Below are 21074 nucleotides of genomic sequence, written 5' to 3' on the forward strand. Positions count from 1 at the left end.
CGGCATGTCCGATGACGTAGGCGAACGGCTGCGCACCCTGCGCAGCCTGCGCGGCATTTCCCAGCGCGAGCTGGCCAAGCGCTGCGGGGTCACCCACTCCAGCCTGTCGCTGATCGAGCAGGGCAAGGTGAGCCCCTCGGTCAGCTCGCTGAAGAAGATCCTCGACGCCATCCCCATGAGCGTCGGGGACTTCTTCACCATGGAACTGGAGAGCGGCCATCGGGTGTTCTACAGCGCCGACGAGCTGGCCGACGTGGGCTCGGGCGACGTCATCTACAAGCTGGTGGGCGCCGACCGCCGCGACCGCGCCCTCTCCTTCATGCTCGAGACCTACGCCCCCGGCGCCGACACCGGCCGCGAGATGATCGCCCATCAGGGCGAGGAGGCCGGCGTGGTGCTGGAGGGCGAGATCGAGATCACCGTCGGCGCCGAGACCCGCCTGCTCGGCCCCGGCGAGGCCTACTACTTCGAGACCAACGTGCCCCACCGCTTCCGCAACCCGGGCGTGGTGGCCTGCCGGCTGGTCAGCTGCACCACCCCGGCCCGGGCCTTCTGAGGGCGGGGCCGTGCTCGACCACCTCGCCCGCGCCGACAGCCTGGCCTGGCACCAGCGTCTGGCCGGCCTGCTGCGCGGTGCCCCGGCAGCGGACTTCCCCCGGCGACTCGACCGCTGCCTGCGCGAGCTGGTGCCCTACGACACCGTGCTGGTCAACGCCTATCGCGGCCGCCGCCGGCCGCTGCTGATCCACGACGACTACCCGCCACAGCGCCGCGAGCAGGGCATCGAACGCTACCTCAGCGAGGCCTACCTACTCGACCCCTTCTTCACCGCCGTGAGTGACGGCCTCGACCAGGGCGCCCACCGCCTGCGCGAACTGGCCCCGGACCGCTTCGAGGCCAGCGACTACTACCGCCGCTACTACCGGGACCTGGGGCTGCACGACGAGGTGGTTTTCTTCGCCCGGGTCGACGCCGAGGTGGTGATCGCCGTGTCGCTGGGCTTCGGCACCCTGTCGCCGCCCCTGAGCCGCCGCGCCATGCAGGCCCTGCGCCACCTGGCGCCGCTGGTGGAGGCCCTGCTCGCCGAGTACTGGAAGTGGCAGGGCGGGCAGTTCCAGCGGCAACTGGCGGAGCAGGAACCCGTGGCGCTGGCCTTCGCCAGCTTCGGCGCCGGCGTGCTCACCGCCCGGGAGCAGGAGATCGTGCGCCTGCTGCTGGCCGGCCACTCGACGAAGTCGGCGGCCCGCGAGCTGGACATCAGCGACGGCACTGTCAAGGTGCACCGCAAGCACATCTACCAGCGCCTCGAGGTCTCCAGCCAGTCGCAGCTGTTCCGGCTGTTCCTCGACCACGTGGCGCTGGTCTCCCGCCAGCGCGGCGGCTGATCCCCCACGGCGGCCCCTTACGGTGGCGCGGGCCCCGCCTCCGCGTACAACACGTCCACGCCTGTCACCTCCCCGCAGCGGTTCGGCGCATACCCCGGCAGGGCCCGCACCGCCGCCTGGAAGGCCTCGCCCCGGAGCACTTCGAGCAGGGCGGCGAAGCGCGGCTCCGCCAGGCTGCGCCGGTGGCAGACCAGCAGGTAGTCCTCGGTGGCCAGAGGCACGAAGTCGAGCCCGAAGCGCCGTGCCGCCGCCTCCACCCCGAAGCCCGTATCGGCCATGCCGGCGGCCACGTAGGCGGCCACCGCCGAGTGGGTGTACTCCTCCACCTCGTAGCCGCGGATCCGTGACGCCGGGATGCCTGCCACCGCCAGCAGGCCATCGAACAGCGCCCGGGTGCCGGAGGCCGCCTGGCGATTGATAAGGCGGACACCCTCTTGCAGCAGCCCCTGCAGGCCCTGAATGCCCTCGGGATTGCCCGGGGCCACCATCAGCCCCTGGCGACGGGAGATGAAGCCGATCAATCGATGGCTGCGCGGCTTGAGCAGGTCGCGGTAGCCCCGGCTCACCACCTCACCCACCTTGCCCCGGGGCAAGTGGAAGCCGGCCAGATCACAGGCCCCACGGTTGAGCGCCGCCAGGGCCTCCCGGGGGCTGCAGTACTGCAGGTCGAGGCGCAGCGCCTCGAGATGCTGCGGCAGCAGCTCCACGGCGAAGCCGTGACTGGCATGCAGGCGCAGCACCGGCTGCACCCCCTCCAGTTGCTGCTGGATGGCCAGGTTGAGCTCCGAGCCCAGGCTCACCAGTTGCGGCCCCAGGCGGGCGATCACCCGCTGCTCGGCCCACAGCAGCTTCTCGCCCAGTGGCGACAATCGCGCCCCCCGCCCCCGCTCGAGCTCGACCAGGGCGATGCCGAAGAACTCCCCCCACTTGTTGAGCAGGTTCCAGGCGTGCCGATAAGAGACACCGACGGTCTCGGCGGCACGGGTCAGCTTGCCGTGCCGATGCACCGCCTCGAGCAGCGCGAACAGCTTGGGGTCCAGCTGGTTACCGGCCTCGTCGCTGAAGTACCAGGCCGGCGTGATCCGGATACGCTTCATATGAAGTAAGTTTCATATTTTGCAATTAACACACCAATGCTAGCGTTATTGCGACCGAAACGCACGCCCCTTCCTATATATGAAATCGCGTGCATAACTAGCCAGCACCACAACGACCAGGGGGACTCGATGAGCGATTCCCGTGAGTGGACGCCCCAGGCGATCCAGGCCGAGATCGACGCCCTGAAGCACAAGCCCGGCGCCCTGCTGCCGATTCTGCACGCCATCCAGGAGCGCGTCGGCTTCGTTCCCGAAGGGGCGGTGCCGATCATCGCCGAGACCCTGGGCCAGACCCGTGCCGAGGTGCACGGGGTGATCAGTTTCTACCACCATTTCCGCACCACGCCCCCCGGCCGACACGTGGTGCAGCTCTGCCGCGCCGAGGCCTGCCAGGCGGTGGGAGGACGCGCCCTGGAGGCCCATGCCAGGGCGCGCCTGGGCATCGACTACCACCAGACCACCGCGGATCGCGAGATCACCCTGGAGGCGGTCTACTGCCTGGGCAACTGCGCCTGCGGCCCCTCAGTCCGCGTCGACGACAAGGTGCGGGGCCGCATCACCCCCGACGCCTTCGACGCCCTGGTCGACGAGCTGCAGACCCGTCCCCTGGAGGTGCTCGCATGAGCGTCCGCGTCTTCGTCCCCCGCGATACCACCGCCCTCTCCCTGGGCGCCGACGAGGTGGCCGCGCGCCTGGAGCGGGAGGCCCGCGCCCGCGGCCTGTCCCTCACCCTGGTGCGCAACGGCTCCCGCGGCCTGGCCTGGCTGGAGCCGCTGGTCGAGGTCGAGACCGCCGACGGCCGCGTCGCCTACGGCCCAGTGACCCCCGGCGACGTGCCGGGGCTGCTCGACGCCGGCCTGCTCGAGGGCCGCGACTCCCACCCGCTGGCCCTGGGACCGACCGAGGCGATCCCCTACCTGGAGCGTCAGCAGCGTCTGACCTTCGCCCGCATCGGCGTCAGCGACCCATTGTCCATCGCCGACTACCTGGCCCTCGACGGCTTCCGCGGCCTGGAGATCGCCCTGAGCCGCACGCCTCAGGACATCGTCGAGGAGGTCAAGGCCTCGGGCCTGCGCGGACGCGGCGGCGCGGCCTTCCCCACCGGCATCAAGTGGCAGACGGTGCTCGATACCCCGGCGGACCAGAAGTACATCGTCTGCAACGCCGACGAGGGCGACTCCGGCACCTTCGCCGATCGCCTGGCGATGGAGTGCGACCCCTACATGCTGATCGAGGGCATGGCCATCGCCGGCCTCGCCGTGGGCGCCACCCAGGGCTATATCTACCTGCGCTCCGAGTACCTGCTGGCCAAGGAGATCCTCGACGCGGCCATCGCCCGGGCCGAGGCCGCCGGCTACCTGGGCGAGGATATCCGCGGCAGCGGTCGCGCCTTCCACCTGGAGGTGCGCCTGGGCGCCGGCGCCTACATCTGCGGCGAGGAGACCTCGCTGCTGGAGAGCCTCGAGGGCAAGCGCGGCCTGGTGCGCTTCAAGCCGCCGCTGCCGGCCATCGAGGGGCTGTTCGGCCGCCCCACCGTGGTCAACAACGTGCTGTCGCTGGCCGCCGTGCCCTTCATCCTCGCCGAGGGCGCCGCGGCCTACGCCAACCACGGCATGGGCCGCTCCCGCGGCACCCTGGCGCTGCAGCTGGCGGGCAACGTCAAGCGCGGCGGCCTCATCGAGCTGGCCTTCGGCACCACCCTGCGCACCCTGATGGAGGATTTCGGCGGCGGCACCGCCAGCGGCCGCCCGCTGCGCGCCGTCCAGGTCGGCGGCCCGCTGTGCGCCTACCTGCCCGAGAGCCAGTGGGATATGCCGCTGGACTACGAGACCTTCGCCGAGGTCGGCGCGGGCGTCGGTCACGGCGGCGTGGTGATGTTCGACGACAGCGTGGACATGGCCGAGCAGGCGCGCTTCTCGATGGAGTTCTGCAAGGTGGAATCCTGCGGCAAGTGCACGCCCTGCCGCATCGGCTCGACCCGCGGCGTCGAGGTCATCGACCGCATCCGCGCGAACGACAACCGCGAGGCCAATCTCGAACTGCTCGGCGAGCTCTGCGAGACCATGGAAGACGGTTCGCTGTGCGCCATGGGCGGCATGACCCCCTTCCCGGTGCAGAGTGCCCTGAAACACTTCCCCGACGACTTCCACCGCGCGCCGGAAGGAGACCGCTCATGATTCAGCACTTCGACCCCCAGCACGACAAGGCGCTTTCCAAGGACCTGGGCACGCCGGCACCCGCCGCCGACGCGGCCCCGGTGAGCCTGGAGATCGACGGCGTGGCGATCAGCGTGCCCGAGGGCACCTCGGTGCTGCGCGCCGCGGCGCTCGCCGACATCAACATCCCCAAGCTGTGCGCCACCGACAGCCTGGAGGCCTTCGGCTCCTGCCGGCTGTGCGCCGTCCAGGTGGAGGGCCGGCGCGGCACCCCGGCGGCCTGCACCACCCCGGTGGCCGAGGGCATGAAGGTCACCACCCAGAACGAGCGCCTGGCCCGGCTGCGCCGCAACGTCATGGAGCTCTACATCTCCGACCACCCCCTGGATTGCCTGACCTGCCCGGCCAACGGCGACTGCGAGCTGCAGGACATGGCCGGGGCGGTGGGGCTGCGCCAGGTGCGCTACGGCTTCGAGGGCGAGAATCACCTGCAGGCGGCGAAGGACGAGTCCAACCCCTACTTCACCTTCGACCCCAGCAAGTGCATCGTCTGCTCGCGCTGCGTGCGCGCCTGCGAGGAGGTGCAGGGCACCTTCGCCCTGACCATCGACGGTCGCGGGTTCGATTCCAAGGTGGCGGCCGGCCAGGCGGAGGCCTTCATGGACTCCGATTGCGTCTCCTGCGGCGCCTGCGTCCAGGCCTGCCCCACCGCCACCCTGATGGAGAAGAGCGTCATCGACGCCGGCCAGCCGGAGCACAGCATCGTCACCACCTGCGCCTACTGCGGGGTGGGCTGCTCCTTCGAGGCGCAGATGAAGGGCGACCAGCTGGTGCGCATGGTGCCCTTCAAGGGCGGCGACGCCAATCACGGCCACTCCTGCGTCAAGGGACGCTTCGCCTTCGGCTATGCCACCCACCCCGATCGCCTCACCACGCCGATGATCCGCGAGGCCATCGACCAGCCCTGGCGCGAGGTGAGCTGGGAGGAGGCCATCGCCTTCGCCGCGGCACGCCTCGAGGCGATCCAGGCCAAGCACGGCCGCGAAAGCATCGGCGGCATCACCTCCTCGCGCTGCACCAACGAGGAGACCTACCTGGTACAGAAGCTGGTGCGGGCCGCCTTCGGCAACAACAACACCGATACCTGCGCCCGGGTCTGCCACTCGCCCACCGGCTACGGCCTCAAGACCACCCTGGGCGAGTCCGCCGGCACCCAGACCTTTGACTCGGTGATGCAGGCCGATGCGATCCTGGTGATCGGCGCCAACCCCACCGATGCCCACCCGGTGTTCGGTTCGCTGATGCGCAAGCGGCTGCGCCAGGGGGCCCAACTGATCGTCGCCGACCCGCGGCGCATCGACCTGCTCAAGACGCCCCACCTCGAGGAGGCCCAGCATCTGCCGCTGCGTCCCGGCACCAACGTGGCGCTGATCAATGCCCTGGCGCATGTCGTCATCTCGGAGGGGTTGGAAGACCAGGACTTTATCGCCTCGCGCTGCGACACCGAGGCCTACCGGGCCTGGCGCGACTTCATCCGTGAGCCGCGCCATTCCCCCGAGGCCAGCGAGGCGATCACCGGGGTTCCCGCCGAGGCCGTGCGCCGCGCCGCGCGCACCTACGCCACCGCCGGCAACGGCGCCATCTACTATGGCCTGGGGGTCACCGAGCACAGCCAGGGCTCGACCATGGTGATGGGCATCGCCAACCTGGCCCTGGCCACCGGCAACATCGGCCGCGAGGGCGTGGGCGTGAACCCGCTGCGCGGCCAGAACAACGTCCAGGGCTCCTGCGACATGGGCTCCTTCCCCCACGAGCTGCCCGGCTACCAGCACGTCGCCGATCCCGAGGCCCGCGGGCGCTTCGAGGCCGCCTGGGGCGTGATCCTGGACGACGAGCCGGGGCTGCGCATCCCCAACATGTTCGACGCCGCCATCGAGGGCGGCTTCAAGGCGCTCTACGTGCAGGGCGAGGACATCGCCCAGTCCGACCCCAACACCCAGCACGTGGAGGCGGCGCTCTCCTCCCTGGAGTGCTTGATCGTCCAGGACCTCTTCCTCAACGAGACCGCCAAGTACGCCCACGTGCTGCTGCCGGGCTCGAGCTTCCTGGAGAAGGACGGCACCTTCACCAACGCCGAGCGGCGCATCAACCGGGTACGCCGGGTGATGCCGCCGCTGGCCGGCAAGGCCGACTGGGAGGTCACCCAGGAGCTGGCCCGGGCCCTGGGCTACCCCATGGACTACGCCCATCCGTCCGAGATCATGGACGAGATCGCCCGGCTCACGCCGAGCTTCGCCGGGGTCAGCTACGCGCGGCTCGAGGAACGCGGCAGCCTGCAGTGGCCCTGCAACGCCGAGCAGCCACTGGGCACGCCGACCCTGCATGCGGACGATTTCCCCATCGGCCGGGGGCGCTTCGCGATCACCGAGTACGTCGCCACCGAGGAGCGCGCCAACCGCCGCTTCCCGCTGCTGCTGACCACCGGGCGCATCCTGTCGCAGTACAACGTCGGCGCCCAGACCCGGCGCACCGACAACCAGGTGTGGCACGACGAGGACGTGCTGGAGCTGCACCCCTCCGACGCCGAGCTGCGCGGCATCCGCGACGGCGACTGGCTGGGCATCACCAGCCGCGCCGGCCAGACGGTGCTGCGGGCGCGGCTCAGCGAGCGCATGCAGCCGGGGGTGGTCTACACCACCTTCCACCACCCGGGCAGCGGCGCCAACGTCATCACCACCGACAACTCCGACTGGGCCACCAATTGCCCGGAGTACAAGGTTACCGCGGTACAGGTGGAGAAGGTCAGCCGGCCCTCCGCCTGGCAGCGGCGCTTCGACGACTTCGACCGGGCGCAGCGCGGCTATCTGGCCGAGGCGACGCAGCGGGAGGCCACGTCATGAGCACGGGCCGTCTGGAGGCCACGACCGCCGTGGCGCGTCACTCCGTGGAGGTCCACCGCGGGAGCAACGGCTGGTACGCCGACGCCCGGGAGGACGCCCTGGCCCTGGAGGTGCCGGTGGCGCTGGTCTACAACGGCATCTCCCAGGCGGTGATGATGGCCAGCCCCGCCGACCTGGAGGAGTTCGCCCTGGGCTTCAGCCTCTCCGAGGGCATCCTGGCGCATCCCCACGAGTGCTACGACCTGGAGGTCAAGGAGGAACCCCGGGGCCTGGCGGTGCATCTGCGCATCGCCGGCCAGCGGCTGGCGGCCCTCAAGGCCCGGCGCCGCAGCCTGGCCGGGCGCACCGGCTGCGGCCTGTGCGGTACCGAGTCGCTGGCGCAGGCGATCCGCCCCATTCCCCGGGTCACGGCGCCGGCCCTCGGCGATGCCGCCATCCAGCGGGCCCTGGCGAACCTCGCCGAGCACCAGGCCCTGCAGGCCCTGACCGGCGCGACCCACGCCGCCGCCTGGTGCGACGGCCAGGGGTGCATCCGGCTGGTCCGCGAGGACGTGGGGCGCCACAACGCCCTGGACAAGCTGATCGGCGCCCTGGCCCGTCGCGGCGGGCCCACGCCGGACGGCTTCGCCCTGGTCTCCAGCCGCGCCAGCTACGAGATGGTGCACAAGAGCGCCAGCGCCGGCATCGGCGCCCTGGTGGCCGTCTCGGCGGCCACGGCGCTGGCGGTGGAGCAGGCCAGGGCGGCCGACCTGCTGCTGGTGGGCTTCGCCCGCCCGGGGCGTCACCTGGTCTATCACCGCCCCGCCGCCCCCACGACGGCACGGGCCCATGGCTGAGGAATCGACGATGTCACTGCAGCACGACACACACCTGGTACGCATGGCCAACCAGATCGCCGCCAACCTGGGCGGCGGCCGCGACGAGGCCCAGGCCGTGGCAAACATCTGCCGCCACCTGGAGACCTTCTGGGCCCGGCCGATGAAGCGACGCCTGGTCGCCTGCCTGGAGCAGGACGACGCCGAACTGACGCCCCTGGCGCGACGCGCCGCACGGCAGCTGGCCGAGCGGCTGGCGGAGAGGGAAAAGCGGGAAGCCGACCAGGCGTAGGCACCACGGCTCGAGGTGGCGGCCAGGACCGGCCAGAAATCGCGACCGGAGCGTCGGGAGGCGACGGCCGGTCATGGTTGGTTACTCGGCTCAACCCAGTGCCGCCCACAAGGCCATCGCGCCCCAGGCCACCAGCACGCCCCCCAGGGCGCGCCCCAGCCAGTGGCCGGCGGGAGCCAGCTTCTCCACCAGCACCCAGAGGGCCAGCCCGGCGATCCAGGCCAGGCTCATGACGCCGCCCACGAACAGCAACAGCATCAGCACCCAGCAGCAGCCGACGCAGTAGGCACCGTGGCGCAGACCCATCGCGAAGGCGCCCCGATTGCCCTCGCGCCACTCGGTCAGCATGAAGTCCAGCGGCGAACGACAGTGGCGCAGGCAGGCGTCCTTGAGCGGCGACCACTGGTAGAGGCCGGCGCCGATCAGCACCAGCCCCGCCACCCCCTGACTGGTGAGGGCCAGCATCGGCGACAGCAGCGCCGCCCGCTGCAGGCCGAACTGCAGCAACACCGCCGCCAGGCTGAACAGCGTCCAGACGGCCAGATAGCCGCCGGCAAAGCTGCCGGTGGTCGCGACCACCTCGCCGCGGGCGCGGCGCCGCCGGGTCATCGTCGCATGGAGCAGGATCATGGGGGCGGCACTCGGCAGCATCATCGCCGCCATCATCAGCCCCCACATCAACAGCATCAGCCCCGCCTCCAGGGGCGTCCAGGTGCCCATCGTCATGGGCATCAGCAGGGTCTCGCCGCGGGCCATCAACAGGGCCTCGGCGATCAGGTAGCCCCAGCACAGGACGATGACGACGCCCAGCCCCCCGAGCGCCCAGCGCCGGTCATGCCGCAGCAGCCGCTCCAGCGAGTTCGCCTCCATGTCGGCCGGCTCCTAGGCCGCCACCCCCTGCGGGGTCTGGACCACATGAGCCAGGGTGCTGTGCGATCCCTGGGTGGTGAAGGCCAGGTCACCGCGGCTGTCGATGTCCGCCGCCGCCACCTCGCCCTGGCGATGCTCGAAACCCTCCGGCATCTGGACCCGGATGCGATGCGGCTGGTCGGTGATGGGATTGCGAATCGGCACCACCCGGGAGCTCAGGACGCCGGGTATCTCGATGCGGGCCGTGCGGGCCTCCATGTCAAACTCGACATCGATCGGCGCGACGATGGGCTCGTGCAGGCGGGCCACGATCAGGCTGAAGATATGGAAGATCGTCCCCTCGTCGGAATGCGCCCCGGAGAGGATCTCGGAAAGCGCCTCACGCTGCTCGGGGGTGGCGCGCTCGTCGATCAGCGGCTGCGCGTCCCCGTCGCCCTCGTGCAGCGGCCCGGGAAATTTCACCACGATGAAGAAACTCAGGCCATCGAGGCGAGTCTCGCCGAAGTAGCCCGACTCGATGCGCATGCCCAGAAAGCCCTGGCACTCCCATTGGGTGGGCGGGGCCAGGAAGTCGCAGGGACAGCCGTAGGCGCAGTTGCAGTTCTTGATCCAGTCTCCCTCGAGACGCCAGTCTTGGCGAGGCATGGCGGAACCCTCCCCCTTGTCGACAGGAAAGTGACCGACGCCGGATGTGTCCGGCAGCCGGCCTGCGGAGGCTCCATCCGGGAGCGTAACGCGTCCTCCCTTCGCTGGCAGTGTAGCAGCCGGCCGGCCCTCGGCCAGGCGTCTCCAGGCGGCGGACGCCGGCCCTCATGCCGGGCGATTGGCCCGCCCCAGCAGGGCGTCGCAGAGCACCTGGGCGCCCAGGGCGCAGTGCTCCGGGCTGGCGTACTCGGCCTCGTTGTGGCTGATGCCGTCGCGGCAGGGAACGAAGATCATCGAGGTGGGGGCGACGCGCGACACATAGACGGCGTCGTGGCCGGCGCCGCTCATCATACGCCGATAGGGCACGCCCTGCGCCCGGGCCCCGGCCTCCACGGCCTCGATGCACTCGGGGGCGAACGCCACCACCGGCGAGGCCCAGATCCGCTGCTGGGACACCGCCACGCCGAAGGTCTCGCCGGCGGCGGCCAGTTCGCGCTCGAACAGCGCCTGGAGGGCGTCCAGTTCGGCTTCCACCACGTGACGCAGGTCCACGGTGAGGCGCACCTCGCCGGGGATGACGTTGCGCGACGGGCTGTCGATCTCCAGGCAGCCGAAGGTGACCTTGGTGTCGCCGCCGGCGTCGGCCAGGGCATGGGCCTGCAGGCGGTCGATCAGGTGCGCCGCCGCGGCCAGGGCGTCGTGGCGCAGCCGCATCGGGGTGGGGCCGGCATGGGCCGACTGGCCTTCGAGCGTGACATCGAACCAGCGCATGCCCTGGACGCCGGTGACCACGCCGATGGACTCCCCCGCGTCCTCGAGCACCGGCCCCTGCTCGATATGCAGTTCGAAGAAGCCATCCAGCCGCGGCTCGCCCACCGGCAGTTCACCGGCGTAGCCGCAGGCCTCCAGGGCCTCGCCGAGGGTCACGCCGTCGGCGTCCCGGCGGCTCAGGGTGTCGTCGACGGAGAACACGCCGGCGTAGGTGCCCGAGGCGACCATCGCCGGGGCGAAGCGGCTGCCCTCCTCGTTGGTCCAGACCACCAGCTCCAGGGGGCGCTCGGTGACCAGGCCCTGGTCCTCCAGGGCACGGAATACCTCGAGGCCCGCCAGCACCCCGAGGATGCCGTCGAAGCGTCCGCCCTTGGGCTGAGTATCCAGATGGCTGCCGGTGGCTACCGGTGCCAGATCGTCACGTCTGCCGGCCCGGCGGATGAAGAGGTTGCCGACCCGATCGACGCGCAGCGTGCAACCGAGCGCCTCGCACCAGTCGAGCAGCAGGCGCCGCCCGGCAGCGTCCTCCCCGGTCAGGGCCAGGCGGCAGCTGCCGCCGTTCGCGGTGGGGCCGATCTCGGCCATGGACATCAGGCTCGACCAGAGCCGCTGGCCATCGATGGAAACCGTCATGAATCCTCTCCTCGTGCGGGTGGGTGAAGGCATGTCTTCACCCTAGGCCGACCGGACACGGCATCGATATACCCCAATCAGGATATATTCCCCGCGGCGCCGACCTCGCTAGCCTGCTCCTGAACGCCACCACGCAACCGAACAAGTACGCGAGGCAAAGACCATGACCACTGATACCCGTCCCCGGACCGACGCCACCCAGGACTACGATCCGCAGACGCTGTGGCAGAAGGACAAGGACCACTTCATCCACCCTTTCACCGACTTCAGCGTCTTCCATGAACAGGGCTGCGACCTGATCACCGAGAGCGATGGGATCTATGTGGAAGATTCCTATGGAAATCGCTTTATCGACGGCATCGCCGGCCTGTGGTGCGTCAACGTGGGTCACGGCCGTGCCGAGATCGGCCAGGCCATGGCCGAGCAGGCCACCCGCATGGCCTACTTCTCCACCTTCAACAACCTCTCCAACGCCCCGGCGGCGGAGCTGGCCGCCAGGCTCGCCGAGCTGGCCCCGGCCCACCTCAACCATGTCTTCTACAGCTGCGGCGGCTCGGCGGCCAACGACGCCACCATCCGCCTGGTGCACTACTACTTCAACCGCCTGGGCAAGCCGCACAAGAAGCGCATCCTGTCGCGCCACAACGCCTACCACGGCACCACCTATCTGGCCGCCAGCCTCACTGGCATCGCCAGCAACAACTGGGATTTCGATACCCTCGACCACCTGGTCACCCACCTCAGCGAGGCCAACTGCTACCGCCGCCCCGAGGGCATGAGCGAGGCGGACTACTGCGATCACCTGGTGGCCGAGCTCGAGGAGACCATCGCCGAGATCGGCGCCGAGAACATCGCCGCCTTTATCGCCGAGCCGATCATGGGCGCCGGCGGCGTACTGGTGGCGCCGGCGGGTTACCACGCCCGCATGCAGGCGGTATGCCGCGCCAACCAGATCCTCTATATCGCCGACGAGGTGGTCACCGGCTTCGGCCGCCTGGGCCACTTCTTCGCCTCCGAGGCGGTGTTCGACACCCAGCCGGACATCATCAACTGCGCCAAGGGGCTCTCCTCGGGCTATGCGCCCCTGGGCGCCACCCTGATCTCCGACGAGCTCTACGAGGTACTGGGCACCCCCCAGGGCAAGGGCGGCGTGCTGAGCACCGGCTTCACCTACTCCGGCCATCCGGTGAGCTGCGCGGCGGCGCTCAAGAACATCGAGATCCTCGAGCGCGAGGGCATCTGCGCGAACGTCCGCGAGGTGGGCCCCTACCTGGAGCGCAAGCTCAAGACGCTCGCGCACCATGAAACGGTCGGGGACGTGCGAGGCAGCCATTTCATGCTGTGCCTCGAGAACGTGGCCGACAAGACGACGAAGGAACTGCTGCCGGTGGAGGCACGGGTCGGCGACCGGGTCGCCGCCGAGGCCCAGAAGCGCGGCCTGATCATCCGCCCGGTGGGCCACCTCAACATCGTCTCGCCGCCGCTGATCTGGGACCGCGGCGTGGTGGACCGGGTGGTGACCCTCCTCGACGAGGCGCTGACCGCCACCACGGCCTCGCTACGCGCCGACGGCTACCTCTGAGAAGGACCGATTAGAAAAATCGAATCGCTATCACAACGATAAAAGAGAGTCTTGTATGGAAACCTTCGGTGCCTGGAGCCTGCTCCCCACCGCCGTGGTGCTGGGCATGGCCATCCTCACCCGCCGTACCATCGAGTCGCTGATGACCGGGGCCCTGGTGGGCCTGCTGATGATCGACCCAACCCGCGTGGTCACCCAGGGCTCGGACATCCTGCTCGACGTGCTCGGCAACGACACCGTGACCTGGATCATCCTGGTCTGCGGCCTGTTCGGCAGCCTGATCGCCCTACTGGTCAAGACCGGCGGCGTGCTGAGCTTCGGCGATGCCGTCACCCGGCGCATCCATGGCCGCCGCCAGAGCCTGCTGGCCACCTGGCTGCTGGGCCTGGTGATCTTCGTCGACGACTACCTCAATGCGCTGACCATCAGCGCCTCGATGAAGAAGATCACCGACCGCTTCCGGGTCTCCCGGGAGAAACTCGCCTACGTGGTGGACTCCACCGCGGCCCCCATCTGCATCCTGGTGCCCTTCTCCACCTGGGCGGTGTTCTTCGCCGGCCTGCTGGAGGAGAACGACGTGGCCGGCAACGGCATGGGCCTCTATATCGAGGCCATCCCCTTCATGTTCTACGCCTGGGTGGCGGCCGCCGTGGTGCCCCTGGTGGCGCTCGGCTGGATCCCCGATCTCGGCCCCATGAAGGCCGCCGAGGCCCGCGCTGCGGCCGGTCGACTGATGCCCGAGGGGGTCGATGACGACGCCCTGGAGGTGGAGGACACCGGCGGCAAGCGCCCGCACCTGCTCAACTTTCTGCTGCCCATCGCCAGCCTGATCTTCTTCACCTGGTACTTCGAGATCGACATCCTGCGCGGGGTGATCGTGGCACTGGCCGTGACCCTGGTGCTGATCGCCGGCCAGCAGCTGCTGAGCTTCCATGACACCTTCGACACCGCCCTCGATGGCTTCAAGGCGATGATCATGCCCTTGGGCACCCTGGTGGCCGGCTTCGCCCTCAAGGAGGTCAACGACGTGCTGGGGCTCACCGACTTCGTGATCGCCACCGTCCAGCCGCTGATGACGCCCGGGATGCTGCCGGCGGTGGTGTTCGTCACCATGGCCTTCCTGGCCTTCGCCACCGGTTCCTTCTGGGGGCTTTTCGCCGTGGCCATGCCCATCGTGCTGCCCCTGGCGGCCAGCATGGACAGCCATATGCCGCTGGTGATCGGCGCCCTGATCTCGGCCAGCGCCTTCGGCAGCCACGCCTGCTTCTACGGCGACTCCACGGTGCTCTCCGCCCAGGGCAGCGGCTGCACGCCCATGGCCCATGCCCTGACCCAGTTGCCCTATGTGCTGATCGCCGCGGCCATCGCCGCCGCCCTCTTCCTCGTCGCCGGCCACCTGTGAGAACCGCCATGAACGCACCGACCGTCGTTACCGCCACCGCCGAGGCCACGCCCCGGGCCCGGGGCTTCGCCATGCCCGCCGAGTTCGCCCCCCACGACGCCTGCTGGATGCTCTGGCCCCAGCGCCCGGACACCTGGCGCTATGGGGCCAAGCCGGCCCAGCAGGCCTTCGTCGAGGTGGCCACCGCCATCGCCGAGAGCGAGACGGTGTTCGTCGGCGTCAACGACGAACAGTACGAGAACGCCCGCCACCAGCTACCCGCCCATGTCCGGGTGGTGGAGCTCTCCAGCAACGACGCCTGGATGCGCGACGTGGGCCCCACCTTCCTGACCCATCCCGACGGCCGACTGGCCATGGTGGACTGGGAATTCAACGCCTGGGGCGGCCTCGAGGGCGGCCTCTACTTCCCCTGGGACAAGGACCGCCGCATCCGCACCAAGATCGCCGAGATGCTCGGCATCGAGCGCTTCCCCGCGCCGGTGGTGCTGGAGGGTGGCGCCATCCACGTGGACGGCGAGGGCACCCTGCTCACCACCGAGGAGTGCCTGCTCAATCCCAACCGCAACCCGCAGTACTCACGCGAGCGGATGGAAGACATCCTGCACGACTACCTGGGGATCGAGAAGGTGATCTGGCTGCCCCGGGGCTGTCACCTGGACGAGACCGACGGCCATGTGGACAACCTCTGCTGCTTCGTGGCCCCCGGCGAGGTGGTGCTGAGCTGGTGCGACGACGAGGCCGATCCCCAGCACGCCCTCTCCCGCGAGGCGCTCGAGGTGCTGGAGGCCACCAGCGATGCGCGGGGTCGCCCGCTGCGCATCCACAAGTTGCCCCAACCGGGGCCGCTGCATATCGCCGAGGACGAGGCCAGCGGCATCGACCGGCTGAGCAGCTCCCACCCGCGCCGGCCCGGCGACCGCATGGCCGGCTCCTACGTCAACTTCTATATCGGCAACTCGGTGGTGGTGATGCCGCTGCTCGACCCGGCGCGGGACGACGCGGCCCGGGCGATCCTCCAGGACCTCTTCCCCGACCGGCGGATCATCGGCGTGCCGGCCCGGGAGATCCTGCTGGGCGGCGGCAATATCCACTGCATCACCCAGCAGCAGCCCAGGGCGGACCTGTCGTGAACCGGCGACAGTTTGTCAGGCTCCAGGAGCTGGGGCATCCTTCCGGCAGGGCCCGAATCGACTAGAGGCCACATCCGCAGGGTCGTTTCGTCGTTCCCGTGCGAACGACGCCCCCGAATCCCGAAGAAGGAGGAGACGAGATGCCTACCCGACACCTGATCGCCGGCACCCTGGTGCTGGGCCTGCTGCCCCTGGCGGCCATCGCCCAGGAGAGTGCGCCGGAGGAGAGCGACGAGGTGGTGGTAGTGGTGGAAGAGAGTGAACCCGCCACCACCGACCCATCCCTGGACACCCTGGAAGGCCTGCAGGAAGACGTCGAGACCGGCGATATGCCCGAGTCCGCCACCTTCGGCCTGGATATCGCCCAGGAGGCGGTGGCCAATGACGGCGTGGACGGTCAGGCGGTCAGCGGCGTGGCCAGCGAAGGACGCAGCACCGAGGCCAGCGTCGCCGCGGGGAGTATCGGCGGCGACACGGCCGCGGACAATACTGGCGGCGGCATGGGCGGCGGCACCGGTGGCGGTGGAAATGCCGGTGGCGGCATGGGCGGTGGCACCGGCGGTGGTGGAAACGCCGGTGGCGGCGCCGGTCCCCGCTGAATTCCCCTTCCCCCGAGGGCCGGCGCCATGGCGCCGGCCCTCGTCTTTTGACACCCCCGTCCCGGGCTGGAATCATCCTCGGACCCCTTTCCGACACCGCCGAGGAAGCCCCATGCCCATCGTCACCATCCGCCTGATCGAGGGCCGCAGCGCCGCCCAGAAGGAGGCGTTGATCGAGAAGGTCACCGCCGCCTGCGTGGAGGCCGTCGACTGCTCCCCGGAGAGCGTGCGCATCATGCTCGACGACATGGCGCCCCAGGACTTCGGCATCGCCGGACAGTCGCTGGCCAGGCGCCGCGCCGACGACGACTGAGCCCCGTCGCAACGACGCGGGCCGGCCGCGGTCTCCCGCGGCCGGCCCGCTGGCGAGACGCCGCTCCCTCAGGTGGCCAGCGACATCCACACGCTCTTCAGCTCGGAGTACTCCTCCAGCGAATGATGGGACTTGTCGCGGCCGTTGCCCGACTGCTTGACCCCGCCGAAGGGCATGGTCTGGTCGCCACCGGCCCAGTTGTTGACGAACACCTGGCCGGACTCGAGCCGGCGAGTGACGCGCATGATGCGGTCGATGTCCTGGCTCCACAGGCCCGCCGCCAGGCCGTAGGGGCTGTCGTTGGCCATGGCCACCGCCTCCTCCTCGCTGTCGAAGCCGAACACCGCCAGCACCGGGCCGAAGATCTCCTCCCGGGCGATGGCCATCTGGGGTGTCACGCCATCGAATACCGTGGGCGAGATGAAGTAGCCCGGCCCCGGCAGCGCATCGCCGCCGGTCCGCAGCCGGGCGCCCTCCTCCCGGCCCCGGCGGATGAAGTCCAGGACGCGACGATGCTGGGTCTCGTCGACCATCGCCCCCATGAAGCTCTCGGGGTCCAGCGGATCGCCGGGCTGCATGGCGGCGGCGGCCTCGATCACCCCGTCGATGAAGGTCTCGCGCACCGAGTTCTCCACCAGCAGGCGGGAACCGGCGATGCACACCTCGCCCTGGTTGTGGAAGATCGCCTCGGCGGCATGGCGGGCCACCCGGTCGAGGTCCTTGCAGTCGGCGAACACCAGGTTGGGGCTCTTGCCGCCGCACTCCAGGTAGAGGCGCTTGAGGTTGGAGTCGCCGGCATACTTCATAAGCTGCTTGCCCACCGCCGTGGAGCCGGTGAAGGCCAGGCAGTCGACCCCCATGGACAGCGCCAGGGCGCGGCCCACGGTATGGCCGAAGCCCGGCAGCACCTGGAAGACGCCGCGCGGAAGCCCGGCCTCGCGGGCCAGGCTGGCCAGGCGCAGCGCCGAGAGCGGCGACTTCTCCGAGGGCTTGAGGATGACGCTGTTGCCGGCGGCCAGCGCCGGGGCCACCTTCCAGGCGGTCATCATCAGCGGGAAGTTCCAGGGCACGATGGAGGCCACCACGCCCAGCGGCTCGCGCAATACCAGCGCCAGGGCCTCCTCGCCGGTGGGCGCCACCTCGCCGTAGAGCTTGTCAATGCACTCCGCCTGGTAGCGGAAGCAGGCGATGGCGCCACTCATATCGCCCAGGGAACTCGACACCGGCTTGCCCATGTCCAGGGTGTCGAGCAGGGCCAGCTCGTGCTGGTGGGCCTCCATCAGGTCGGCGAGTCGCAGCAGCACCCGCTTGCGCTTGCCGGGTGCCAACCGCGACCAGTCGCCGCGGGCGAAGGCCGCCCGGGCGTGGTCCACCGCCCGCTCGGCATCGGGGGCGTCGCAGCTGGCCACCTCGGCGAGCGTCTCGCCGGTGGCCGGGTTGACCGTCGCGAAGGTCTCGCCGCTCTCGGCCGGAACGAATTCGTCGTCGATGAAGGCGCGGGTCTCGTAGCTCAGGCTCTTGGCCAGCGCCTGCCAGTCGGCCAGGGTTTCGGGGCGGCTCATGACAGGGTCTCCTCTCTTGCCTTGGATGGCTGGTCGGCCAGGCGCGCCGCGGTGGTGTCCAGGGCGGCGCGGGCCTTGTCGACCAGGTCGTCGATCTGTTCGCGGGTGATCACCAGGGGCGGCGAGATGATCATGGTATCCCCCACCGAGCGCATCACCAGGCCACTCGCGAAGCTGGCGTCGCGGCACAGGTTGCCGACGCCCAGCGCCTTGGGAAAGCGCTCGCCGGTGGCGGGGTCGATCAGCTCCAGGGCGCCGACCAGCCCCAGCGAGCGCGCCTCGCCCACTAGGGGGTGCTCGGCCAGTTCGGCCCAGCGCCGGGCCAGGTAGGGGCCCAGGTCGTCGCGTACCCGTTCGACCACGCCCTCGGTCTCCATCAGCTCCAGGTTCTTCAGCGCCACGGCGGCGCAGGCGGGGTGGCCGGAGTAGGTGAAGCCATGGAAGAACTCGCCGCCCTCCTCGACCAGGGTCTCGGCCACCCGGTCGCCCACCAGCACCCCGCCGATGGGCAGGTAGCCCGAGGAGAGCCCCTTGGCGATGGGCATCAGGTCGGGCTCGAGGCCGTAGTGGACGCAGCCGAACCACTCGCCCAGGCGCCCGAAGCCGCAGATCACCTCGTCCACCACCAGCAGGATGTCGTACTTCGCCAGCACCGCCTTCACCGCCGGCCAGTAGCTCGCCGGCGGGATGATGGCACCGCCGGCGCCCTGCACCGGCTCGGCGATAAAGGCCGCCACCTTGTCCTCTCCGAGCTCGAGAATCTTTTCCTCGAGAGCCGCGGCACACTCGCGGCCGAAGGCCTCCGGGTCCCGGTCACGTCCTTCACCGAACCAGTAGGGCTGACGCACATGGGCGATGCCTGGCACGCAGGGGCCGCCCTGGGCGTGCATGGGCGCCATGCCGCCCAGGCTCATGCCGGCCAGGGTGGAGCCGTGGTAGGCGTTCTCGCGGCCGATGATCCACTGCTTCTCGGGCCGGCCCTTCAGCGCCCAGTAGCGCCGCACCATGCGCAGCACGGTGTCGTTGGCCTCGGAGCCGGAACCGGTGAAGAACACATGGTTGACGTGCGCGGGGGCCAGGCGGCAGAGCGTCTCGGCCAGCCTCACCGCCGGCGGGTGAGTGGTCTTGAAGAAGGTGTTGTAGTAGGGCAGTCGCTCGAGCTGGTCGCGGGCGGCCTCCACCAGCTCCCGGCGGCCGTATCCCAGGTTGACGCACCACAGGCCGGCCATGCCGTCGAGGAGGCGGTTGCCCTCGGAATCGAAGATATAGGCGCCCTCGGCGCGTTCGATGATGCGGCTGCCCTCCTCGCCCAGCGCCTTGGAGTCGGTGAACGGGTGGAGGTGATGGGCGCGGTCACGCCGCTGGTAGTCACGCGTCTGCATGATGGACGACTCCCGGTTGGGGGATGCGTGCGGCCTGGCGGGCCTGGCGGGCCCGGCAGGCCTCGGCGAAGCCCGAGAAGAGGGCGTGATAGAGGGGATGCGCGGCAGGTCGCCACTCCGGGTGCCACTGCACGGCCAGCGCGAACCCCGGGGCATCGGCCACGGAGATCGCCTCGACCAGGCCATCCGGGGCATGGGCCTCGGCCGAAAGGCCCGGGCCCAGCTCGGCGATGCCCTGCTGATGCAGTGAGTTGACCCGCGAGGCGGGCTCGGGATACAGCGCGGCGAGCCGGCCGCCCGGCACGATGGCGATGTCGTGGGTCGGGGCGTACTGGCTCTCGCGGTCACCCTCGGGCTCGCGATGATCGAGCAGGCCCGGCACCCTCTGCACGGCCTGGTGGAGGCTGCCGCCGAAGGCCACGTTGAGCTCCTGGAAGCCGCGGCAGATGCCCAGCAGCGGCAGGCCGAGGTCCAGCGCCGCGGGAATCCAGGCCAGGGCCGCCGCATCGCGATGGGTGTCGGCACGGGTGTTCTCGGGAGCCACTGCCGCCGCGTAGCGCTCCGGCGCCACGTTGGTGTAGCTGCCGGTCAGCAGCAGGCCGTCCAGGTGGCTCGGCAGGTCGCCGGCCAGGGCATCCTCCCACACCGGCAGGATCACCGGGGCGAGCCCGTACTCGCGCAGCGCCACCAGGTACTTGTCGGTGACCATGTGGGCGGGGTGGCCCTCCACCTCGCGTCGGCAGGCGATCACGCCTACCAGGGGCCGGGTCGGCATGGCTGTCTCCTCTCGTCAAGCGGGTCAGTTGTTATGCTTTGCTCAACATACCCCGTCTCGCCGAGAATGCCAAGCCACCCTTCCCTGCCCCGGACGACACGACAATACCCTTGTGAATCCAGACAGGGCACGGCATCAGGGGGCTTGCCTCGGGATGCGTCCGCCAGGAGCATGACGTAAAGTATTTGACAACACCCTTCCCGAACACAAAGATACCCCCATGCACAGCGAACCAAGGGACAGCAACGCCATGTCGTCATATGCCGCCGATGAGGCCCGCGACTTCCTCGCCCGCCACCCGGACGTCGAGAGCATCGACCTGCTGATCAGCGACCTGAACGGGGTGCTGCGCGGCAAGCGAGTCGGACGCGACAACCTGGAGAAGGCCTTCACCCAGGGCATCAACCTGCCCGCCTCGGTCTACGCCCTGGACATCCTCGGCAACACCATCGAGGAGACCGGCCTGGGGCTGGCCACGGGGGACGCCGACCGGGTCTGCCACCCGCTCCCCGGTACCCTGATGCCGAGCCCCTGGCGTCCCCGGGGGCGCCAGGCCCAGCTGCTGATGGCCATGTTCGAGCCCGACGGCACGCCCTTCTTCGCCGAGCCACGCCGGGTACTGTCCCGCCAGTTGGAACGCCTGGCGGCGCGAGGCCTGACCCCGGTGGTGGCGGTGGAGATGGAGTTCTACCTGGTGGACCGCGAGCGCGACGCCCTGGGCATGATCCAGCCGCCCCGCTCGCCGGCCACCGGCGAGCGGGCCAC

General features: G+C 70.0%; 19 protein-coding genes and 1 pseudogene. 13 read left to right on the top strand and 7 right to left on the bottom strand.

The features are described 5' to 3' along the window. The first annotated feature begins 4 nt into the window (after window positions 1–4). Entirely contained in the window at window positions 5–556 is a 552-nt protein-coding gene (locus tag QWY80_RS12975) for a cupin domain-containing protein (RefSeq protein WP_290232131.1), read from the top strand. A 10-nt stretch (window positions 557–566) separates the two neighbouring features. Then, entirely contained in the window at window positions 567–1385 is an 819-nt protein-coding gene (locus tag QWY80_RS12980; protein ID WP_290232133.1) for a LuxR C-terminal-related transcriptional regulator, read from the top strand. Between the two features lie 17 nt (window positions 1386–1402). Here the strand turns inward: QWY80_RS12980 and QWY80_RS12985 are convergent, their stop codons facing one another. After that, window positions 1403–2482 (bottom strand): substrate-binding domain-containing protein, encoded by a 1080-nt coding sequence (locus QWY80_RS12985; RefSeq protein WP_290232136.1) that lies wholly within the window; start codon window positions 2480–2482, stop codon window positions 1403–1405. A 129-nt stretch (window positions 2483–2611) separates the two neighbouring features. On the opposite strand from QWY80_RS12985, the gene QWY80_RS12990 reads away from it, so the two are divergent. The 5 genes from QWY80_RS12990 to QWY80_RS13010 are packed head-to-tail and all read left to right on the top strand — an operon-like array spanning window position 2612 to window position 8645. Beyond that, the gene (locus QWY80_RS12990; RefSeq protein WP_290232138.1) at window positions 2612–3106 is read left to right on the top strand and encodes a formate dehydrogenase subunit gamma; all 495 of its coding nucleotides are present in this window, start codon (window positions 2612–2614) and stop codon (window positions 3104–3106) included. Further along, on the top strand, window positions 3103–4659 hold the full coding sequence (locus QWY80_RS12995) for a formate dehydrogenase beta subunit (protein WP_290232140.1): 1557 nt from the start codon (window positions 3103–3105) through the stop codon (window positions 4657–4659). The genes QWY80_RS12990 and QWY80_RS12995 overlap by 4 nt, the downstream gene beginning before the upstream one ends. Next, window positions 4656–7538 carry a formate dehydrogenase subunit alpha gene (fdhF, locus tag QWY80_RS13000; RefSeq protein WP_290232142.1) on the top strand — a complete coding sequence of 961 codons (2883 nt, stop codon included), beginning with the start codon at window positions 4656–4658 and terminating at the stop codon, window positions 7536–7538. The genes QWY80_RS12995 and fdhF overlap by 4 nt, the downstream gene beginning before the upstream one ends. Further along, window positions 7535–8374: a formate dehydrogenase accessory sulfurtransferase FdhD gene (gene fdhD, locus QWY80_RS13005; RefSeq protein WP_290232144.1), complete on the top strand. Its 840-nt coding sequence runs from the start codon at window positions 7535–7537 to the stop codon at window positions 8372–8374. Before fdhF ends, fdhD begins: the two co-directional genes overlap by 4 nt. Before the next feature lie 10 nt (window positions 8375–8384). Then, the gene (locus tag QWY80_RS13010; RefSeq protein WP_290232146.1) at window positions 8385–8645 is read left to right on the top strand and encodes a formate dehydrogenase subunit delta; all 261 of its coding nucleotides are present in this window, start codon (window positions 8385–8387) and stop codon (window positions 8643–8645) included. A gap of 90 nt (window positions 8646–8735) precedes the next feature. On the opposite strand, the gene QWY80_RS13015 is transcribed toward QWY80_RS13010, so the two are convergent. The 3 genes from QWY80_RS13015 to QWY80_RS13025 form a co-directional block, all read right to left on the bottom strand. Continuing rightward, window positions 8736–9515 (bottom strand): DUF2182 domain-containing protein, encoded by a 780-nt coding sequence (locus QWY80_RS13015; protein WP_290232149.1) that lies wholly within the window; start codon window positions 9513–9515, stop codon window positions 8736–8738. Between the two features lie 12 nt (window positions 9516–9527). Continuing rightward, on the bottom strand, window positions 9528–10160 hold the full coding sequence (locus QWY80_RS13020; RefSeq protein WP_290232151.1) for a DUF1326 domain-containing protein: 633 nt from the start codon (window positions 10158–10160) through the stop codon (window positions 9528–9530). A 165-nt stretch (window positions 10161–10325) separates the two neighbouring features. Further along, the gene (locus tag QWY80_RS13025; protein ID WP_290232154.1) at window positions 10326–11564 is read right to left on the bottom strand and encodes a M20 family metallo-hydrolase; all 1239 of its coding nucleotides are present in this window, start codon (window positions 11562–11564) and stop codon (window positions 10326–10328) included. Between the two features lie 163 nt (window positions 11565–11727). Here QWY80_RS13025 and QWY80_RS13030 point away from each other — a divergent pair, with 163 nt between their 5' ends. The 5 genes from QWY80_RS13030 (at window position 11728) to thmT (ending at window position 16590) form a co-directional block, all read left to right on the top strand. Further along, the gene (locus QWY80_RS13030) at window positions 11728–13146 is read left to right on the top strand and encodes an aminotransferase (protein WP_290232156.1); all 1419 of its coding nucleotides are present in this window, start codon (window positions 11728–11730) and stop codon (window positions 13144–13146) included. 55 nt (window positions 13147–13201) lie between these two features. Continuing rightward, entirely contained in the window at window positions 13202–14548 is a 1347-nt protein-coding gene (locus QWY80_RS13035; RefSeq protein ID WP_290232159.1) for a Na+/H+ antiporter NhaC family protein, read from the top strand. A gap of 8 nt (window positions 14549–14556) precedes the next feature. Continuing rightward, entirely contained in the window at window positions 14557–15678 is a 1122-nt protein-coding gene (gene aguA, locus QWY80_RS13040) for an agmatine deiminase (protein WP_290232160.1), read from the top strand. A gap of 140 nt (window positions 15679–15818) precedes the next feature. Continuing rightward, complete coding sequence (locus tag QWY80_RS13045) at window positions 15819–16277, top strand: hypothetical protein (protein ID WP_290232162.1); 459 nt, start codon at window positions 15819–15821, stop codon at window positions 16275–16277. A 112-nt stretch (window positions 16278–16389) separates the two neighbouring features. After that, window positions 16390–16590, top strand: a complete 201-nt coding sequence (gene thmT, locus QWY80_RS13050) for a 2-hydroxymuconate tautomerase (protein ID WP_290232163.1) — start codon at window positions 16390–16392, stop codon at window positions 16588–16590. Between the two features lie 68 nt (window positions 16591–16658). Here the strand turns inward: thmT and QWY80_RS13055 are convergent, their stop codons facing one another. Genes QWY80_RS13055 through QWY80_RS13065 form a run of 3 tightly spaced genes read right to left on the bottom strand, consistent with a single transcriptional unit; the run spans window position 16659 to window position 20309 of the window. Further along, window positions 16659–18152, bottom strand: coding sequence for an aldehyde dehydrogenase (locus tag QWY80_RS13055; RefSeq protein WP_290232165.1), 1494 nt, complete (start codon window positions 18150–18152; stop codon window positions 16659–16661). Beyond that, a complete protein-coding gene (locus tag QWY80_RS13060; protein ID WP_290232167.1) occupies window positions 18149–19534 on the bottom strand; it encodes an aspartate aminotransferase family protein in 1386 nt (461 codons plus the stop codon). The genes QWY80_RS13055 and QWY80_RS13060 overlap by 4 nt, the downstream gene beginning before the upstream one ends. Continuing rightward, window positions 19521–20309, bottom strand: coding sequence for a gamma-glutamyl-gamma-aminobutyrate hydrolase family protein (locus QWY80_RS13065; RefSeq protein ID WP_290232169.1), 789 nt, complete (start codon window positions 20307–20309; stop codon window positions 19521–19523). The genes QWY80_RS13060 and QWY80_RS13065 overlap by 14 nt, the downstream gene beginning before the upstream one ends. A gap of 250 nt (window positions 20310–20559) precedes the next feature. On the opposite strand from QWY80_RS13065, the pseudogene QWY80_RS13070 reads away from it, so the two are divergent. Continuing rightward, window positions 20560–21074, top strand: a pseudogene (locus QWY80_RS13070) (glutamine synthetase); the annotation flags it as partial.

The sequence above is a fragment of the Halomonas ramblicola genome, from assembly GCF_030409215.1.
In the GTDB taxonomy this organism is placed as follows: domain Bacteria; phylum Pseudomonadota; class Gammaproteobacteria; order Pseudomonadales; family Halomonadaceae; genus Halomonas; species Halomonas ramblicola.